The organism is Altererythrobacter sp. CAU 1644, assembly GCF_029623755.1.
Lineage (GTDB): Bacteria > Pseudomonadota > Alphaproteobacteria > Sphingomonadales > Sphingomonadaceae > Erythrobacter > Erythrobacter arenosus.
Genome location: NZ_CP121106.1, coordinates 1,131,055 through 1,145,561 on the forward strand (window position 1 = coordinate 1,131,055; position 14,507 = coordinate 1,145,561).

Annotated in this window: 14 protein-coding genes and 1 tRNA gene; 6 read left to right on the top strand and 9 right to left on the bottom strand. The window is 63.3% G+C overall.

Annotation, left to right across the window (positions count from 1 at the left end; genetic code table 11):
• Positions 1-76: 76 nt before the first annotated feature.
• Positions 77-574, top strand: a complete 498-nt coding sequence (msrB, locus tag P7228_RS05535) for a peptide-methionine (R)-S-oxide reductase MsrB (RefSeq protein WP_278017218.1) — start codon at positions 77-79, stop codon at positions 572-574.
• Between the two features lie 6 nt (positions 575-580).
• Here msrB and P7228_RS05540 read toward each other — a convergent pair whose 3' ends face one another.
• The 7 genes from P7228_RS05540 to P7228_RS05570 all read right to left on the bottom strand — a co-directional run bounded on the left by P7228_RS05540 (position 581) and on the right by P7228_RS05570 (position 6,439).
• The gene (locus P7228_RS05540; RefSeq protein ID WP_278017219.1) at positions 581-2,425 is read right to left on the bottom strand and encodes a hypothetical protein; all 1,845 of its coding nucleotides are present in this window, start codon (positions 2,423-2,425) and stop codon (positions 581-583) included.
• Positions 2,377-2,796 (bottom strand): GtrA family protein, encoded by a 420-nt coding sequence (locus P7228_RS05545; protein WP_278017220.1) that lies wholly within the window; start codon positions 2,794-2,796, stop codon positions 2,377-2,379. The genes P7228_RS05540 and P7228_RS05545 overlap by 49 nt, the downstream gene beginning before the upstream one ends.
• 101 nt (positions 2,797-2,897) lie before the next feature.
• Entirely contained in the window at positions 2,898-4,502 is a 1,605-nt protein-coding gene (locus P7228_RS05550; protein WP_278017221.1) for an NAD(P)/FAD-dependent oxidoreductase, read from the bottom strand.
• Positions 4,503-4,595: 93 nt separating this feature from the next.
• The gene (locus P7228_RS05555; protein ID WP_278017222.1) at positions 4,596-5,240 is read right to left on the bottom strand and encodes a PilZ domain-containing protein; all 645 of its coding nucleotides are present in this window, start codon (positions 5,238-5,240) and stop codon (positions 4,596-4,598) included.
• A 217-nt stretch (positions 5,241-5,457) separates the two neighbouring features.
• Positions 5,458-5,544: transfer RNA gene (locus tag P7228_RS05560), tRNA-Leu, on the bottom strand.
• Between the two features lie 89 nt (positions 5,545-5,633).
• Positions 5,634-5,915 (bottom strand): integration host factor subunit beta, encoded by a 282-nt coding sequence (locus tag P7228_RS05565; RefSeq protein WP_278017223.1) that lies wholly within the window; start codon positions 5,913-5,915, stop codon positions 5,634-5,636.
• Between the two features lie 188 nt (positions 5,916-6,103).
• Entirely contained in the window at positions 6,104-6,439 is a 336-nt protein-coding gene (locus tag P7228_RS05570; protein ID WP_278017224.1) for a GntR family transcriptional regulator, read from the bottom strand.
• Between the two features lie 327 nt (positions 6,440-6,766).
• Between P7228_RS05570 and P7228_RS05575 the strand changes: the two genes are divergently transcribed.
• The 5 genes from P7228_RS05575 (at position 6,767) to P7228_RS05595 (ending at position 13,000) form a co-directional block, all read left to right on the top strand.
• On the top strand, positions 6,767-8,281 hold the full coding sequence (locus P7228_RS05575) for a peptide MFS transporter (RefSeq protein WP_430732512.1): 1,515 nt from the start codon (positions 6,767-6,769) through the stop codon (positions 8,279-8,281).
• Between the two features lie 71 nt (positions 8,282-8,352).
• Positions 8,353-9,747, top strand: coding sequence for an amidohydrolase (locus P7228_RS05580; protein WP_278017225.1), 1,395 nt, complete (start codon positions 8,353-8,355; stop codon positions 9,745-9,747).
• Positions 9,744-11,045: an amidohydrolase family protein gene (locus tag P7228_RS05585; RefSeq protein WP_278017226.1), complete on the top strand. Its 1,302-nt coding sequence runs from the start codon at positions 9,744-9,746 to the stop codon at positions 11,043-11,045. The genes P7228_RS05580 and P7228_RS05585 overlap by 4 nt, the downstream gene beginning before the upstream one ends.
• Before the next feature lie 55 nt (positions 11,046-11,100).
• Positions 11,101-11,778 carry an NnrU family protein gene (locus P7228_RS05590; RefSeq protein WP_278017227.1) on the top strand — a complete coding sequence of 226 codons (678 nt, stop codon included), beginning with the start codon at positions 11,101-11,103 and terminating at the stop codon, positions 11,776-11,778.
• A 70-nt stretch (positions 11,779-11,848) separates the two neighbouring features.
• A complete protein-coding gene (locus tag P7228_RS05595) occupies positions 11,849-13,000 on the top strand; it encodes an MlaA family lipoprotein (RefSeq protein ID WP_278017228.1) in 1,152 nt (383 codons plus the stop codon).
• Here P7228_RS05595 and P7228_RS05600 read toward each other — a convergent pair.
• The gene (locus P7228_RS05600; RefSeq protein WP_278017229.1) at positions 12,929-13,720 is read right to left on the bottom strand and encodes a crotonase/enoyl-CoA hydratase family protein; all 792 of its coding nucleotides are present in this window, start codon (positions 13,718-13,720) and stop codon (positions 12,929-12,931) included. The genes P7228_RS05595 and P7228_RS05600 overlap by 72 nt on opposite strands.
• On the bottom strand, positions 13,698-14,498 hold the full coding sequence (locus P7228_RS05605; RefSeq protein WP_278017230.1) for an alpha/beta hydrolase: 801 nt from the start codon (positions 14,496-14,498) through the stop codon (positions 13,698-13,700). Before P7228_RS05605 ends, P7228_RS05600 begins: the two co-directional genes overlap by 23 nt.
• Between the last annotated feature and the right edge of the window lie 9 nt (positions 14,499-14,507).

Below are 14,507 nucleotides of genomic sequence, written 5' to 3' on the forward strand. Positions count from 1 at the left end.
TGTGGTCGAGTTGCTCGGGTGAAACCTTTCGGTCGTTCGCCGCGTATCTAGAGGTGGAAACCTGGGAAACTACGCGATGAACGACTTTGCAATCGACCGCCGAATGATGCTCGGCACCCTGGGCGCTGGCGCGTCGCTGGTCGTCCTTACCGCTTGCGGCTCGTCGTCGGCCGAGGCCAGGGACTTCCCGGTCCAACTGACCGAGGCGCAATGGCGCAAGAAACTGAGCAAGGAAGAATTCCGCATCCTGCGCGAAGCCGGGACCGAGCGCCCCTATACCTCGCCGCTTAATGACGAGAAGCGCTCGGGAACCTTCGTCTGCGCGGGCTGCGGCACACCGCTCTATTCGTCGAAGACCAAGTACGACAGCAAGACCGGCTGGCCCAGCTTCTGGGCACCGATCAGCAAGAAGGCGATCGCCACTTCAACCGATTTCAAGCTGGGTTACCCACGGACCGAAGTGCATTGCGCGACCTGCGGCGGGCATCTCGGCCATATTTTCGGAGACGGGCCCAAACCGACCGGCAAGCGGCACTGCATCAACGGCGTGGCGCTCGATTTTCGTCCAGCCTGATCGCGCTCAATTGCGCCGGACGCGCCAAACGGAGAGACCACTCTTGCTGTCGAGCGGTACTGGCTCGAGCCAGTCTGGTGCGTCGGATTGGCTCAGTTGCGCGACAAAGCCGTGGGGCGCGGCATTGGCATAGATTTCCGCCTCATTGAGACCCGGACAAATCGCGACATACTCCGTGCCTCGCGCGCGCAGCGCCTGCCGTGCAGCTTCGGACGAGCCGAGCGCCGTCTCGACGACGAGAACCATGCCGCCCTGTCCGCGGTGGTGTCCGGTTGCAATCACCTCGTGCTTGGTGTGGAGCAGTAACTGCGGCCCGAGGTCGAGCGGGGCATAGAACTCGCCGACTGGCAGGGTGCGCAAGGCATCGGCGCTGGCCCGCACATCGCAAGCAGCCGAACGCTGGAGCTTGGGCGCTGCGGCGATTGGCGCACTCGACGCCTGCACCGGCATGGCGGTGGTAAGCAGCATCAGCGGCAACGCCGGGAGCAGCGCGCAGGCAACGCCCGCAAGCGCCAGCACCCGCACTTCGGTTCGTTTCATGTTGCGGATCGAACGCAGCCATTCGCGCAACTGCCAACCGACTGGCACGGCAGCCAGGGCTCCCGCAACCGCTCCAGCGCGCGCGACGAGGAGCGAGACAGCGAAGGCGGCGAGCAGGATCATCGTGTATTCGATCCACCAGCGCCGCAGCCAATCGTGCGAACGCAGCGCCAGGCGAAGCGAAGCGAACAGGCCGAGCAGGGGCAGCGCCGCGATCTGCAGCGCCACATCGATCGACTGGCGCCAGATCGGCAGGCCTTCGGCCACCTGGCCGTGCCAATATTGTTCGAGCAGCGGGTCCATTCCGGCAAAGCCGCCGCCCGCCGCGCATTGCGGTACGCTCACGACATAGAAAGCCACGGCGCCCGCGCCGGCAATCAGGAAACCGAGCAGCAAACCCGCGCGGGGCAGCGGCTCGGACGCGGCAGTGGCGCTCAGGACGAGTGCGCCCCAGCAGAACATGCCGATATGGACCGGTCCGATCGCGTCGCAATAGGTGACGAGGTCGCCAAGCCCGCGCGTGGCGGCGAAAAGCGCGATCGATCCTGTCGCCAGCGCCTTCATCATGTGGGCGAGCCACAGCTTGTCGCACCGATTGCGCCACCAGCGCAGGGCCGCGATGGCGAACAGGGCCGCGGCCAGCGGCAGCCCCTCGATCGAGATCGTGAGCCAGGCTGCCACGGACAGTCCAGCCACCCAGGCACCGGCCCGGGCGTTACGCGCCATCATTCCGTTGACGGCGGCGAGGGCCAGCACGACTTGCCAGCCGTGATGGTCGATCCTGAGAGGCGACATCTGGAACAGCAGCGGGACCGACAGCGCCATCACGACGACGGTCATGGTGGTCTCTTCCTCGCCCAGCAGGCGCCAGGCGATCCGCCCTGCCAGCAGCATGGCGCAACCGAGCGTCACGAGCGGCACTGTAACCAGCGCTACCCCTTCGGCCCAGGTCTGGCCCAAGACAGGGGTAAGCGCCGCAATCACTGCGAGGATCGGAAGATCGACCAGCCGCGACCAGTGCATACCGACGCCGCCGGAAACCGCATCGACGCGGTGCTGCGTGACGTCAAACCATCCTTGCCCGGCATAGAGATCGCGCACCTGGACCAAGCGCATGACGTCATCGGGATCGGGTAGCGCGAGGCCGCGAATGGCACCGAGCTTCGTCACCAGCAGCAGGGCCGATACGGCAATCCACGCCAAGCCGATCCGGATCAGCAGGTCGCCGGTGAAGGCGGAGCGGCGGCGCTCGACCAGCATCGTCAGCCACTCGCCCCCTGTTTGAACACGATCCGGCTGCGCAGCAGCCATGTCACCATGAAGCTCGCGCCGATCGCAACGAGCTTTGCAAGCCTCGGATCGACGCCCGACCACACCCCCACCGCAACAATGGCGGTCGTGAGGCCGAGACCGATCAGCGCGGAAATCACGAACAGCGCCTTCTGTCGCGCGCGGACGCCCGACCCCCGCTCGGCCACGCTATCCTGGAACACCGTCCGGCTCGACAGCAACCAGTGGGTGACGATACCGATGGAATAGCCAACCGCGGAGGCGGGAGCTGCCGCCATTCCGAAGCCGATCAGCGCAAGGAAGGTGCCGACGTCCACCGCCAGCGCGCCGACACTCGCCAGAATGTAGCGCAGGAAGCGTATGTCGCGCAGTCTTGCCAGCAATGCCGTCACGCCAATCCCCCAATGCCCGCACCGGGCGCGCGATCCCTTGGGATCGCTTGTAAAATCATGGCAGATCCGAGTTAAGGATTTGCCAACCAATCCCCCTCGCCTCAGGCCGACTTCCGCAACCGCTCCGGCACCTCGCGGAGCGAGCCCAGGGCGGCCGCCTGATCGTCGGAAACCGGGCGGGTCGCTGTATCTTCGTCGCGTTGCGGCAGGGCGCTTTCGGCACCCTCGTCGCCCGCTTCATGGTACTCGGCGTCCTCATTGACGCACCAGGTGTCGTAGACTCGTTCGCCGGCAAGGATGTTCTCGACCGTCAGCATGGCGGTCATCATCGCATGGTCCTGGTTATTGTAGCGGTGCATGCCATTGCGCCCGACGAGGTGGAGGCTCGGGTGCTTGGCCTCAAGCTCGCGCCGCATCGCGTCGACATTGGCGGCATAATGTTCGTCATAGACCGGGTAGGCCTTTTCCTGGCGTACCACCGCGCCGCCCACGACCTTGCCCGGATCGACCAACCCGAGAATTGCCATCTCGCGCTTGGCAAGATCGACAAGGTCATCATCGGCCATCGACCACAACCCGTCACCCTCGAAGCAGAAATATTCCAGCCCGACGCAGGCGACATCAGGGTCGGGGACCATCTCGGGTGACCAGCTGCGAAAGTTCTGCACGCGGCCGACCTTCACCTTGCTGTCGTGGATGTAGATCCAGTTGTCGGGGAACAGGTCTTCCGAACGGATGATCAGTGCAACGGTCAAGAAGTCGCGATACTTGAGGTCGTTGGCCTGCAGCGTCGATTGCGGCAGCGGGTGAAGCCGCCGCGCCAATTGCCGCATGGGGGCCGAACTGATTACATCGCGCGCGCGGATCTGCGCCGCGCCAGCGACACTTTCGGTAGTCATCGACCAGCTACCTTGGCCATCGCCGGAATCGACATGAGCGAGTTGACCGAGGGCATGGCCCATCAGCAGCCGGCCCCTGCCGGTCGCGAGAATGTTGTCGCGCGCGGCTTCCCACATCATGCCCGGACCAAGCCGCGGGTAGCGGAAGGTTTCGAGCAGCGTCTTAACGGCCTGCCCGTCATTCGGCTTCTTGTTGAGGCCGAGGCTGCGCTTGAGACCGTCGGTGACCGCGCCCCACAGGCTCAGCCCCTTGATCCGCTGCGCCGCCCAGTCGGCGCTCATCTCGTTGCAGGGCATGCCCCACACCTTCTCGGTGTAAGTCTTGAAGAAGATCGAATAGAGCTTCTCGCCGAACTGGTTGGTGGTCCAGTCCTCGAAGCTCTTCACCTCGCCAATCGGGAACAGTTTGTAGCGCAGGTAGGAAAGCATGCAGAGCGCCGAGCGCCAGACGCCCAGGTTCCACAGCGCTTCGAAGGCGCGCAGCGGATAGCTGTAGAACTTGCCCTCGTAATAGATGCGGCTCATGCGCGGGCGCTGGATGAAGTCGTCGGGCAGGATCTCGTTCCACAGGTCGACGACCTGCTGCGACTTTGAGAAGAACCGATGGCCGCCGATGTCGAAGCGATAGCCCTCGTGCTCGACCGTGCGGCTTATACCGCCGACATAAGTCTCATCCTTCTCGATGATGGCGACCGACTTGCCTTGCTTGGTCAGCAAATAACCGGCCGTAAGCCCTGCCGGTCCCGCGCCGATGATCGCGACATCAACGTCGATGACTCCGCCGAAATCGCCCTTTTCCTGTGCCATCCGGCCCCCCGTTTGGAATTACCTGTCCGGGAGTGAAGGAAATTGGTTAGCGGATCGTAAACATCCGCGCTGAATCGCCTGAAAATGCGTCGTTTAGGCGCGTGCAGCAGGCTTTTCCGATAGCAGGCTTGGGTATTGGAGATGCGCTGCCAGCCGGGCAAGATCGGCCAGGCTGAAGGTATCGTCGAACACCACGCCATACTCGCGCAGCTTGCGCCAGCGGACCTTGGCGCGCACTTCGGGCAGGGCGTCGCCGCCGATACGGACGCTCTGGTCGATGGCGAAAAGAGCGTCGCACTCGATCCGGGCGCCCTGTTGCGAAACATTCCTGATCGTCGCCAGTTGGCGCGTCAGTCCTGCGGAAATGGTGATCGGAAACTCGATCATCAGACGTACGGGCCGTTTAGGGTATTGCCCGACTTCGGCCACCAGCTTGTCGACATCGACCGCGAACTCGAACTCGAAGCCCGCCTCGCGGGTCCGCGACCACACGCGCCGCATCTCATAGGTCTGCCCGCTCTGCAGTTCCAGGCTGACATGCTCGCAATCGGGCAGGTCGTGGAACAGGCGGAGGCTGACGCCGGTCGCCGATACATCCCTTATGACACAGATGAATTCGCCTTTGGTGCAGACCAGCTTGGCAGCGCGGATCAGGAGGGTGAAGCGCGGGGAGCCGCGTTCTTCCGCCACATCCGGATCATCGCTTGCACTATTCGGGCGAGCCGCCGCGTAGTCCATTCCTGCAATCCCCTGGCAGCGCGGCTCATTGCAGCCGACCCATTTTGTTTACGCTGCGATACTTAACTAGCTCGCTCTATAGACCTAGGGGTTAAGGCGGAGATAACGGGCGCCTTATTGTTGTAATAGGGCGCAGCGCGGCAAGTAATCGCGCTGATCTATACTGGCATAGGGATGCGGGTTTGGTGGAACTCCGCCGAGGATCGTTCCGCTGCGATGGTGCGGGTGGTGGGACTCGAACCCACACGATCTATAGGATCAGGGGATTTTAAGTCCCCGGCGTCTACCATTCCGCCACACCCGCTCGGGCCGAGCCTCTAGCGGGCCGACACGCGCTCCGCAATCGCGGCTGACCGTCCTAGCCTGAATTCGACGCCTGCCTGCAGGCGTGGCCTAGTTCTCGTTGAGGCGGCGGCGCATTTCCTTGCCCGCCTTGAAATATGGTACCCGCTTGGCCGGGACATCGACCGTTTCCCCGGTGCGAGGATTTCGGCCCGAGCGCGCCTCGCGCTCACGCGTGGAGAAGGCGCCGAAACCGCGCAGTTCCACGCGACCACCCTCGGCCAGTCGCTGGGCGATTTCCTCGAAGAAGATGTCGACCACCTGTTCGACTTCTTCCGCGCGTAATTCGGGATTGTCCTTGTGAAGTGCCTGAAGCAATTCGGATCTGATCATGCCACTCTCCCGGCCGGCCACCACCTCAGCTCGACCGATTTCGCGAGCAACGCCCGCGGGTTACATTGAGCTGCCCGACCCGTTAGCCGCCCAATTCAGAAAGTGCATGGTGCCAGAGCAGCCCGAAGATCGCAATATTCGACGGCCCGAATCTGCGTAAAATTGTAATTACGCTCCAGTTTCGGGGATTAAATCGTTTTTTCAACGAGTTGCGAGAGATCGATTCCCAACCGGTCCATCCGCGCGCGGACTTCAGGCCATTCCCGCTTGAGGAAATGCTCGCGCTCGCGCGCCCTGAGCTGTTCGGCAGCGCCCTTGACCACGTACATGCCGACTCCGCGCTGCACTTCGACCAGCCCATCGTTTTGGAATTGCTGGTAGGCTTTCGCCACTGTCAGCGGATTGGCACCCTGCTCAGCTGCCAGGGCGCGAACCGACGGCAGCATTTCGCCTTCGGGATAGATACCCTCGATGATTGACGCTGCAATCTGGTCGCGCAGCTTCAAATAGACCGGTCTGCTCATTGTCTTCCCTCGCTCAAGGTGCATCAGTGCCATAATACACCAGTGCGCGTCAAGTTCCCCTTGCGGCAAATGCAACAGGTTACGACTGAAACTAAGGCTTCACTTAGGCGAAAGAGGCGCTAGGGTGCGCGTCGATAAGCGGGCGGTCGCCTCCCGCACAAAGAAACTACCAGGGAGAGTCCACTCGTGACCCTTGAAGAGATCATTGTCGCCTGCGCGGCATCCTTCCTCGTGCTGCTGCTGATCGGCGGCGCGACGATCGTAACCTCGTCCAAAGCCGAATTCGCCGGACATCCGAAGGGGTTGTTCGTCCTATTCTTCGCCGAAATGTGGGAGCGCTTCTCATATTACGGCATGCGCGCGCTGCTGATCTTCTACCTGACGCAGCACTGGCTCTACAATGACGAGAAGGCCTCGGTCATCTACGGCGCCTATACCGCGCTGGTCTATATTGCTCCGGTGCTGGGCGGCTATCTGGCCGACAAATACCTCGGCCAGCGCAAGGCGGTGCTGTTCGGTGCAGTGCTCCTGACCATCGGCCACTTCCTGATGGCCTTCGAAGGCGATGCGGGTGCCGGCCACACGGCCAACCCGATGATCAATGTCTTCTGGGCCGCCCTTGCCTTCATCATCGTCGGCTCGGGCTTCCTCAAGGCGAACATCTCGGTCATCGTCGGCCAGCTCTACCCGCGCACCGATGTGCGCCGCGACGGTGCCTATACCATTTTCTATATGGGAATTAACGTCGGCGCCGCAGTCGGCACGATCATCGCCGGCTACCTCGGCCAGACCTATGGCTGGGCCTACGGCTTCGGTGCTGCCGGTATCGGCATGCTGCTCGGCCTGGTCGTATTTATCGTGTTCAAGCCGCTGTTGATGGGCAAGGGCGAAAGCTCGGTGCCCGAGAAGCTCGAAGCACCCTATATGGGCATGAAGTTCGAGTGGTTTCTCTACATCGTCGGCTTCGCCGCAGTCGCCGTGACCTGGTGGCTGGTGCAGAACCAGGCCGTGGTCGGATCGATCCTCGGCGTCTTCGGCCTTGCGCTGGTGGCCTATGTGATCTGGGAGGCGATCAAGATCGGCGGGCACGACCGCGACCGGATCTTCGCCGCGATGTTCCTGATCATCGGTTCAATCCTGTTCTGGGCGCTGTTCGAACAGGCGGGCTCCTCGCTCAACCTCTTCACCGATCGCTATGTCGACCGCCAGGGCGTGTCGGCTTCGATCTTCCAGTCGATCAACCCGATCTACATCATCGCGCTGGCGCCCCTGTTTGCCGGTCTGTGGACCTGGCTGGGCAAGAAGGGGCTGGAACCGTCCACGCCCGCCAAGTTTGGCCTGGCGATGATCCAGCTCGGCGCAGGTTTCCTGGTTCTGGTGATCGGGGCCAATTCGGTCGGGATGGCGAACATGACCCCGGTCATCTTCGTGTTTCTGATCTACCTGCTCCACACCACCGGCGAGCTGTGCCTCAGCCCGGTCGGCCTTTCGGCGATGAACCGGCTCGCTCCGGCCCATATGGCCTCGCTCATCATGGGTACCTGGTTCTTCGCTTCGGCAACCGGCAATTTCGTTGCCGGCCTGATCGCCGCCGCGACCGGTTCGGAGGCGGCTTCGGGCGAAGGCGCGTCGAAGGAAACCGTCTTGGCGGTCTACAACCAGATCGGCTGGATCGCGGTTGGCGTCGGCGTCGGCGTCATCGTGATCAGCCCGCTGATCAAGAAGCTGATGCACCTCGACACGCTCAAGGATGAAGACATCGATCATGAACTGCTCGGCCACGCCGAGTTGGGCGAACCACAGGCCGGGGGGATCCATCCGGCCACCAAGCCACAAGGCTGATCCAAGGCTAGCGAAGGGCGCGGGTTGATCCCCGCGCCCTTTTCTTTTCAGCACCACAGACCGGAGCACGCATGTCCCTCCCCATCCGATCCCTTCCCATCGCAGCGCTGGCAATCGCGCTCGCGGCATGTTCGACCGGCAAAGGCGTTGACGCCGAGGTCAAGAGCGCCTCGGCAAATGCGCAGCCCGCGTCAGAAGGCGAGGCGCCGTTTCCATCGACCTACAAGCCCTATCCGGGTCAACCGACTGCACTGGTCGGTGCGACGATCTACGATGGCACCGGCAGGCGGATCGACAATGGCGTGGTGTTCTTCAGCGGCGGAACGATCCAGTCGATCGGCGGGCCGGACACGCCGATCCCTGCCGACATCGCAGTCTTCGACGGGACGGGAAAGTTCGTCACCCCCGGCATCATCGACATCCATTCGCACCTGGGGGACTACCCGACACCATCGGTCGATGCGCATTCCGATGGCAATGAGGCGACCGCGCCGACCACGCCCGATGTCTGGGCAGAGCATTCGGTCTGGCCGCAGGACCCGGGCTTCAGCCGGGCGCTTGCCAATGGCGGCATCACTTCGCTCCAGATCCTGCCGGGCTCGGCCAACCTGATGGGCGGCCGCACGGTGACGCTCAAGAACGTGCCGAGCCGTACTGTCCAGGGGATGAAGTTTCCCGGCGCGCCGCATGGATTCAAGATGGCCTGCGGCGAGAATCCGAAGCGCGTCTACGGCGGCAAGGGGCGCAAGCCGTCGACCCGCATGGGCAACTTCGCGGTCAACCGGCAGACCTGGCTCGAGGCGAAAGCTTATGCCCAAGACGATGATCGCAAGCGCGACCTCGGCAAGGAAACGCTGGCCGGAGTCCTCGATGGAGAGATCCTCGTCCACAACCATTGCTATCGCGCCGACGAGATGGCGCTCGTGATGGATATGGCGAAGGAGATGGGATACCGGGTTTCAGCCTTTCACCACGCCATCGAGAGCTACAAGATCGGCGATCTGCTGCGCGGACACGGCGCCTGCAGCGCAGTGTGGGCCGACTGGTACGGCTTCAAGATGGAAAGTTACGACGGCATTCCCGAGAACGCCGCTCTGATCCACAACCAGGGGGCCTGCGTCGTAATCCACTCGGACGACGAAAACGGCATCCAGCGCCTCAACCAGGAGGCCGCAAAGGCACAGGCTGCAGGCAGGCGGATGGGGATCGACATCGCTGACGGCGATGTGATCGCCTGGATCACCCTCAACGCCGCCAAGGCGATGGGTATCGCCGAGATGACCGGCAGCCTCGAGCAGGGCAAGATGGCCGATGTGGTGCTGTGGAATGGCGACCCGCTGTCGGTCTACTCGCGCCCCGAGAAGGTCTGGATCGATGGCGCCTTGATGTATGATGCGCTTGATCGAAAGCGGCGGCCGGTCAGCGATTTCGAGCTCGGCCAGCCCGGCGAAGGAGACGTGAAATGAAGCGCGCCCTGATTCTCGCCGCAACCTCGGCGCTGGCATTCGCCGCCCCAGCCGCCGCGCAGGATGTTGCCATTACCGGCGTTACTGTGGCGACGGGAGACGGCTCCGAGCCGATCGCGCAGGGCGCGGTCGTCATCCGTTCCGGCAAAGTGGTCTTTGCCGGGCCCGCACGGGACATGCCCGCCGTCCCGTCCGGCATCGTGATCGACGGCAGTGGCGCCTGGGTCACGCCGGGTCTCGTCGCGGCCGCTACCGACCTCGGGCTTTACGACGTTGGGGCGGTCAGCGAGAGCAACGACAAGTCGGCCAGCAAATCGCGTTTCAACGCTGCGCTCGACATCGCGCCCGCCGTCAATTCGGCTTCGCAGCATGTCATGGTGAGCCGCGCCGCGGGACTGACGCGGGCCATCGTCGTCCCCAGCCATGGCGGGTCACTGTTCGCGGGCCAGGGTGCGGTGATCGATCTCGGCGCCGATCCCGATCCGGTCCAGCAGGCGCGTGTGCTGCAATTGGTGGAGATGGGCGAAGGCGGGGCCAAGAGCGCGGGCGGCGGACGCGCCGCTGCCTATGTCGAATTGCGTAATGCCCTGCGCGAGGCGCGCGACTTCCTCGCCGGCAGGTGGAGCGGCGAGGACAACCTGCTCACTGCCGCCGACGCCGAGGCGCTGGGGCCGCTTGTCACCGGGCGGCAGAAGATGTTCGTCGAAGTTGAAAGCGCGCTCGACATTCGCGCGATGCTCGATTTCAAGCGCGAGTTTCCGCAGCTCGACATGGTCCTCGTTGGCGCCAGCGAGGGCTGGCTCGCCGCCGACGAGATTGCGGCCGCCGGCGTCCCGGTAATCGCCGATGCTCTCGACGACCTGCCCGTCACTTTCGAAGAACTCGCCGCTACCCAGAGCAATGTCGGTCGCATGACAAGGGCCGGCGTCAAGGTTGCGATCGGGCGCCTCTCCGGCTCGACCAATTCGCAGCCGCGCAGCCTCGCGCAGTTCGCAGGCAATCTCGTGGCTTTGACCAAGGTTCCAGGGGCCAGCGGTTTGAGCTGGGGGCAGGCACTGGCTGCGATCACTTCCATCCCCGCGGAAATCGCCGGCCAGCGCGGCAAGTTCGGCGTGCTCAAGCCCGGGGCTGTAGGGGACCTGGTGGTGTGGGATGGCGATCCGCTCGAGGTCTCGACCGCGCCGGTGCGGGTCTTCATCGAGGGGATCGAACAACCGCTCGACAATCATCAGACGCGGCTGCGCGAGCGCTATCGAGATCTGGACGAAAGCGAACTGCCCAAGGCGTACGACTGGTAGGGTCTTGCGATAAGCCCGATCTTGTGGCCAACTTGCCGCAACGGGAGGTGGGGCCATGAATAACGCGTTGATCGAACTCGTCGCGGCAAATATCACGTTTGTCGGGCTGCATTTCGCGATGTCGCATCCCTTGCGCGCTCCGCTTGTCGGCGTCGTGGGCGAGAAGTTGTTCCCCGCGCTCTACTCGCTCGTCAGCTTTGCCGCGCTGGCGTGGGTCTATCTCGCCTACAAGGCTGCGCCCGCAGTGGATCTCGGCGGATCGGGCGAGGCGGGATGGATGGCCGCCACGATCCTGACGTTGCCGGCGATGGTCCTCTTCGCAGGATCATTCGCGGGCAATCCCGCCATGCCCGCCCCGGGGGCGGAGGCGCAGGCGCGCAAGGAGCCTCGCGGGGTCTTCCTCGTCACCCGCCATCCGATGATGTGGGGCTTCGGCCTGTGGGCACTGACGCATGTCATCCTGTTCTGGAGCCTGCGGAGCGTCATCACCGCGGTGGCGATGAGAATCCTCGCGCTGGTCGGTGCGCATCTGCAGGACCGCAAGAAGGAAGCCTTGATGGGCGAAGCCTGGGCCGAATGGGAATCGAAGACCAGTTACTGGCCACGCTGGGGCAAGCTTTTTACGGTCGGCATGAAATGGTGTGCTGCGGGAATCGTCGTTTGGCTGCTGTTTACCTTCGCACATATTCATGCTGCAGGGGTCCCGGCAGGCATCTGGCGATGGCTTGGGTAAATTTCCAACTAACTGATTGTATAGGGGAGTTTGAAAGGGCATGAAGCCAGTGGGGGTGTAAGGAGTTGAAATGGGCCTGCCGCTTGCCTCCATTGTCTTGTTGTCTTCCCCCCTCCCGACAGCGCCGGAATTCCCGGTCGAACAGCCGATCTTCTATCAGTCGGACGAAACAGCGGCTGATACCCAGGGAGGCGAAGAGTACGGCACCGGAGACCCGCCGGCTGGCACGCAGGCCGAAGCACCGGTCGAGGGCGCAATCGTGGTTACAGGCGACGCTCCGCCTCCGCCGGGCGACCCGCTCGAGGACATCAATCTCAAGAGCTTCGAGCTCACCCAGAACGTCGACCAGGCGCTCGTCGCGCCGCTTGCCGATGCCTATGAGGAAGAACTGCCCAAACCCCTCCGCCGGGGCCTGAGGAACTTCCTGCGCAATCTGCTCGAGCCGGTGAATTTTCTCAATTACATGCTCCAGCTGAAGCCCGGCAAGGCTGCCGAGACGCTCGGCCGGTTCACCATCAACTCGACCATCGGCGTCGCGGGCCTGATCGATGTGGCGAAGAAGGAGCCGTTCAACCTGCCCTATCGTCGCAACGGCTTTGCCAACACGCTTGGTTATTACGGCGTCGGTCCTGGCCCCTTCCTCGTCCTCCCGCTGGTCGGGGCGACGACGCTACGCGATGTCCTTGGCAGCGGGATCGACCAGGCGGTCCTCCCTTTCGCGGTCGGTGCGCCGTTCAACACGCCATATTACGGGATTCCGGCTTACACGGTGAACTCGCTCGAATTCCGGATCGAGTTCGACGAAAAACTGCAGAAGATCAACGACAGCGTCGATCCCTATTCCTCGATGCGCGAAACCTATCTGTGCCAGCGCGAAGCGGAAATTGCCGCGCTCAAGAACCGCCCGCCGCCGCGCGATTGCAGCCTCGAGGCGCTGTTCCCTGACGAATATGGGCTGGCGCCGTCTGCCACGGCAACCACCCCGTTCCAGGCCGGTGCGCCGGTCGAGGAAAACGCCCCGGTCGTATCGGATGGAGAGGCCAACCCCGCAGAAAGCGCGCCTGTCCAAGTTTTCGAAATCCCGCCTGCCACGAATGTCGAGCCAGCTGCGCCCGCCGAAGCCCCGGTCGTCGAGACAGAACCGGCTTCGTCAATCACCCTTGAAAACGGCTGCGCGCTTCTCGAGCAGGGCGTCGATGCCCTCCATGTGGTCTCCTGTTAGGTGCATCAGCGCCTGGGTGTTGGCGGCCATCTCAAGCGCTGTGTCATAGGTGACCGAGCGGCCCTGTCGCATCAAATTCTTGGCATGGCGGAGCGCGTGCGGAGGCATGGCAGCGACCTTGGTTGCAAGCGCGCGCGCCTCATCCATCAGGCGGTCGTGTTCGACCACGCGGCTGACCAGACCCCAGTCCAGCGCGGTCGCGGCGTCGATCACATCGCCGGTGTAGAATAGCTCCGCCGCGCGCGCCTCGCCGATGATGCGCGGCAGGATCCAGGTCCCGCCATCGCCCGGGATGATGCCGAGCTTGAGGAAGGTGACGCCGAACTTCGCCTTGTCGCTGGATATGCGAATGTCGCCGAGGCAGGCAATGTCACAACCCAGCCCGATCGCCGGCCCGTTGACCGCCGCGATCAGCGGAACGCGCAGGCCATAGAGAGAGCGCAACACCTTGTGGATATTGTTGCGATAACCGTCGGAGATCTCGGGCGCGTTGCCGCCGAAGGTCCCGCTCCGCTCCTTCATTGCCTTGATATCGCCGCCTGCGCTGAAGGCGCGACCGGCGCCGGTGAGGATCACGCAGCGCACGTCCAGGTCAAGGTTGATCGCATCGCAGGCCGCGGCAAAGGCATCGCCATCGCCCTTGGCGCCAAGGGGATTCATCGTGTCGGGACGATTGAGAGTGAGCGTGGTGACGTGATCAGCGGTTTCGATCTTGAGCATCGAGTTCCTCCAGGAATGCGAGCATTTCGCGCTCAGCGGCATCATGCCACGCCAGTTCATGTCCCGCATTGGGGAAAATGACCAGTCGCGCAGCCGAGTTCATCGCGGCGAGTTCGCGTGAATGATGATCGGGGATCAGCGTATCGGCATCGCCATGGAGGAGCAGGATCGGCGCTGCTATCTCGCCGATCTTCGCCTTGTTGTCGAACTGGTCGCGCAAGACCGCACGGACCGGCAGCCACCATAGCTTCTCGCCCGCGATCTGCGGCAGGCTGGCAAAGGGAGAGATCAACACCAGCGCGCGCGGATCGAATTCCGTGGCGAGTTGCGAAGCGACGCCGCTGCCGATCGAGTTTCCGACCAATACGATGTCGCCTCCGGCTACGCCGCGCTGCTTGAGCCATGTCAGCGCTGCCCGGCCATCGGCGTAGAGGCCATCTTCGCTGGGGCTCCCTGGATTGCCGCGATAGCCGCGATACTCAGCCGCGAACACACCATAGCCTGCGGGCGTCAATCGGTCGGTTGCGACGACCGAACTTTGCCAGTCGGCACCGTTGCCATGAAAGTAGACAATGGTCGGCTTGCCGTCGCCAGCAGGCTTGTAGCCCGCCATGAGGTCAAGCCCGTCAGCAGTGGGGTAGAGCACCTGTTCGAATCCGGGGACATCGCGCCCCTCGCCCTTGAGGGCGGGATAGATGAAGAACCGCTGGAAGACCGTAAGCGTCAGCAGGATCGCGATATAGGCGACCGCGACCGTGCCGATAACTGTCTGGAGCAAACGCCCAGC

Coding starts and splice junctions, on each gene's coding strand:
- P7228_RS05565 (WP_278017223.1), bottom strand. CDS start 5,915: ATGATCAGATCCGAATTGCTTCAGGCACTTCACAAGGACAATCCCGAA.
- P7228_RS05550 (WP_278017221.1), bottom strand. CDS start 4,502: ATGGCACAGGAAAAGGGCGATTTCGGCGGAGTCATCGACGTTGATGTC.
- P7228_RS05585 (WP_278017226.1), top strand. CDS start 9,744: ATGAAGCGCGCCCTGATTCTCGCCGCAACCTCGGCGCTGGCATTCGCC.
- P7228_RS05555 (WP_278017222.1), bottom strand. CDS start 5,240: ATGGACTACGCGGCGGCTCGCCCGAATAGTGCAAGCGATGATCCGGAT.
- P7228_RS05580 (WP_278017225.1), top strand. CDS start 8,353: ATGTCCCTCCCCATCCGATCCCTTCCCATCGCAGCGCTGGCAATCGCG.
- P7228_RS05570 (WP_278017224.1), bottom strand. CDS start 6,439: ATGAGCAGACCGGTCTATTTGAAGCTGCGCGACCAGATTGCAGCGTCA.
- msrB (WP_278017218.1), top strand. CDS start 77: ATGAACGACTTTGCAATCGACCGCCGAATGATGCTCGGCACCCTGGGC.
- P7228_RS05600 (WP_278017229.1), bottom strand. CDS start 13,720: ATGCTCAAGATCGAAACCGCTGATCACGTCACCACGCTCACTCTCAAT.
- P7228_RS05590 (WP_278017227.1), top strand. CDS start 11,101: ATGAATAACGCGTTGATCGAACTCGTCGCGGCAAATATCACGTTTGTC.
- P7228_RS05575 (WP_430732512.1), top strand. CDS start 6,767: ATGTGGGAGCGCTTCTCATATTACGGCATGCGCGCGCTGCTGATCTTC.
- P7228_RS05540 (WP_278017219.1), bottom strand. CDS start 2,425: ATGGCTGCTGCGCAGCCGGATCGTGTTCAAACAGGGGGCGAGTGGCTG.
- P7228_RS05595 (WP_278017228.1), top strand. CDS start 11,849: ATGGGCCTGCCGCTTGCCTCCATTGTCTTGTTGTCTTCCCCCCTCCCG.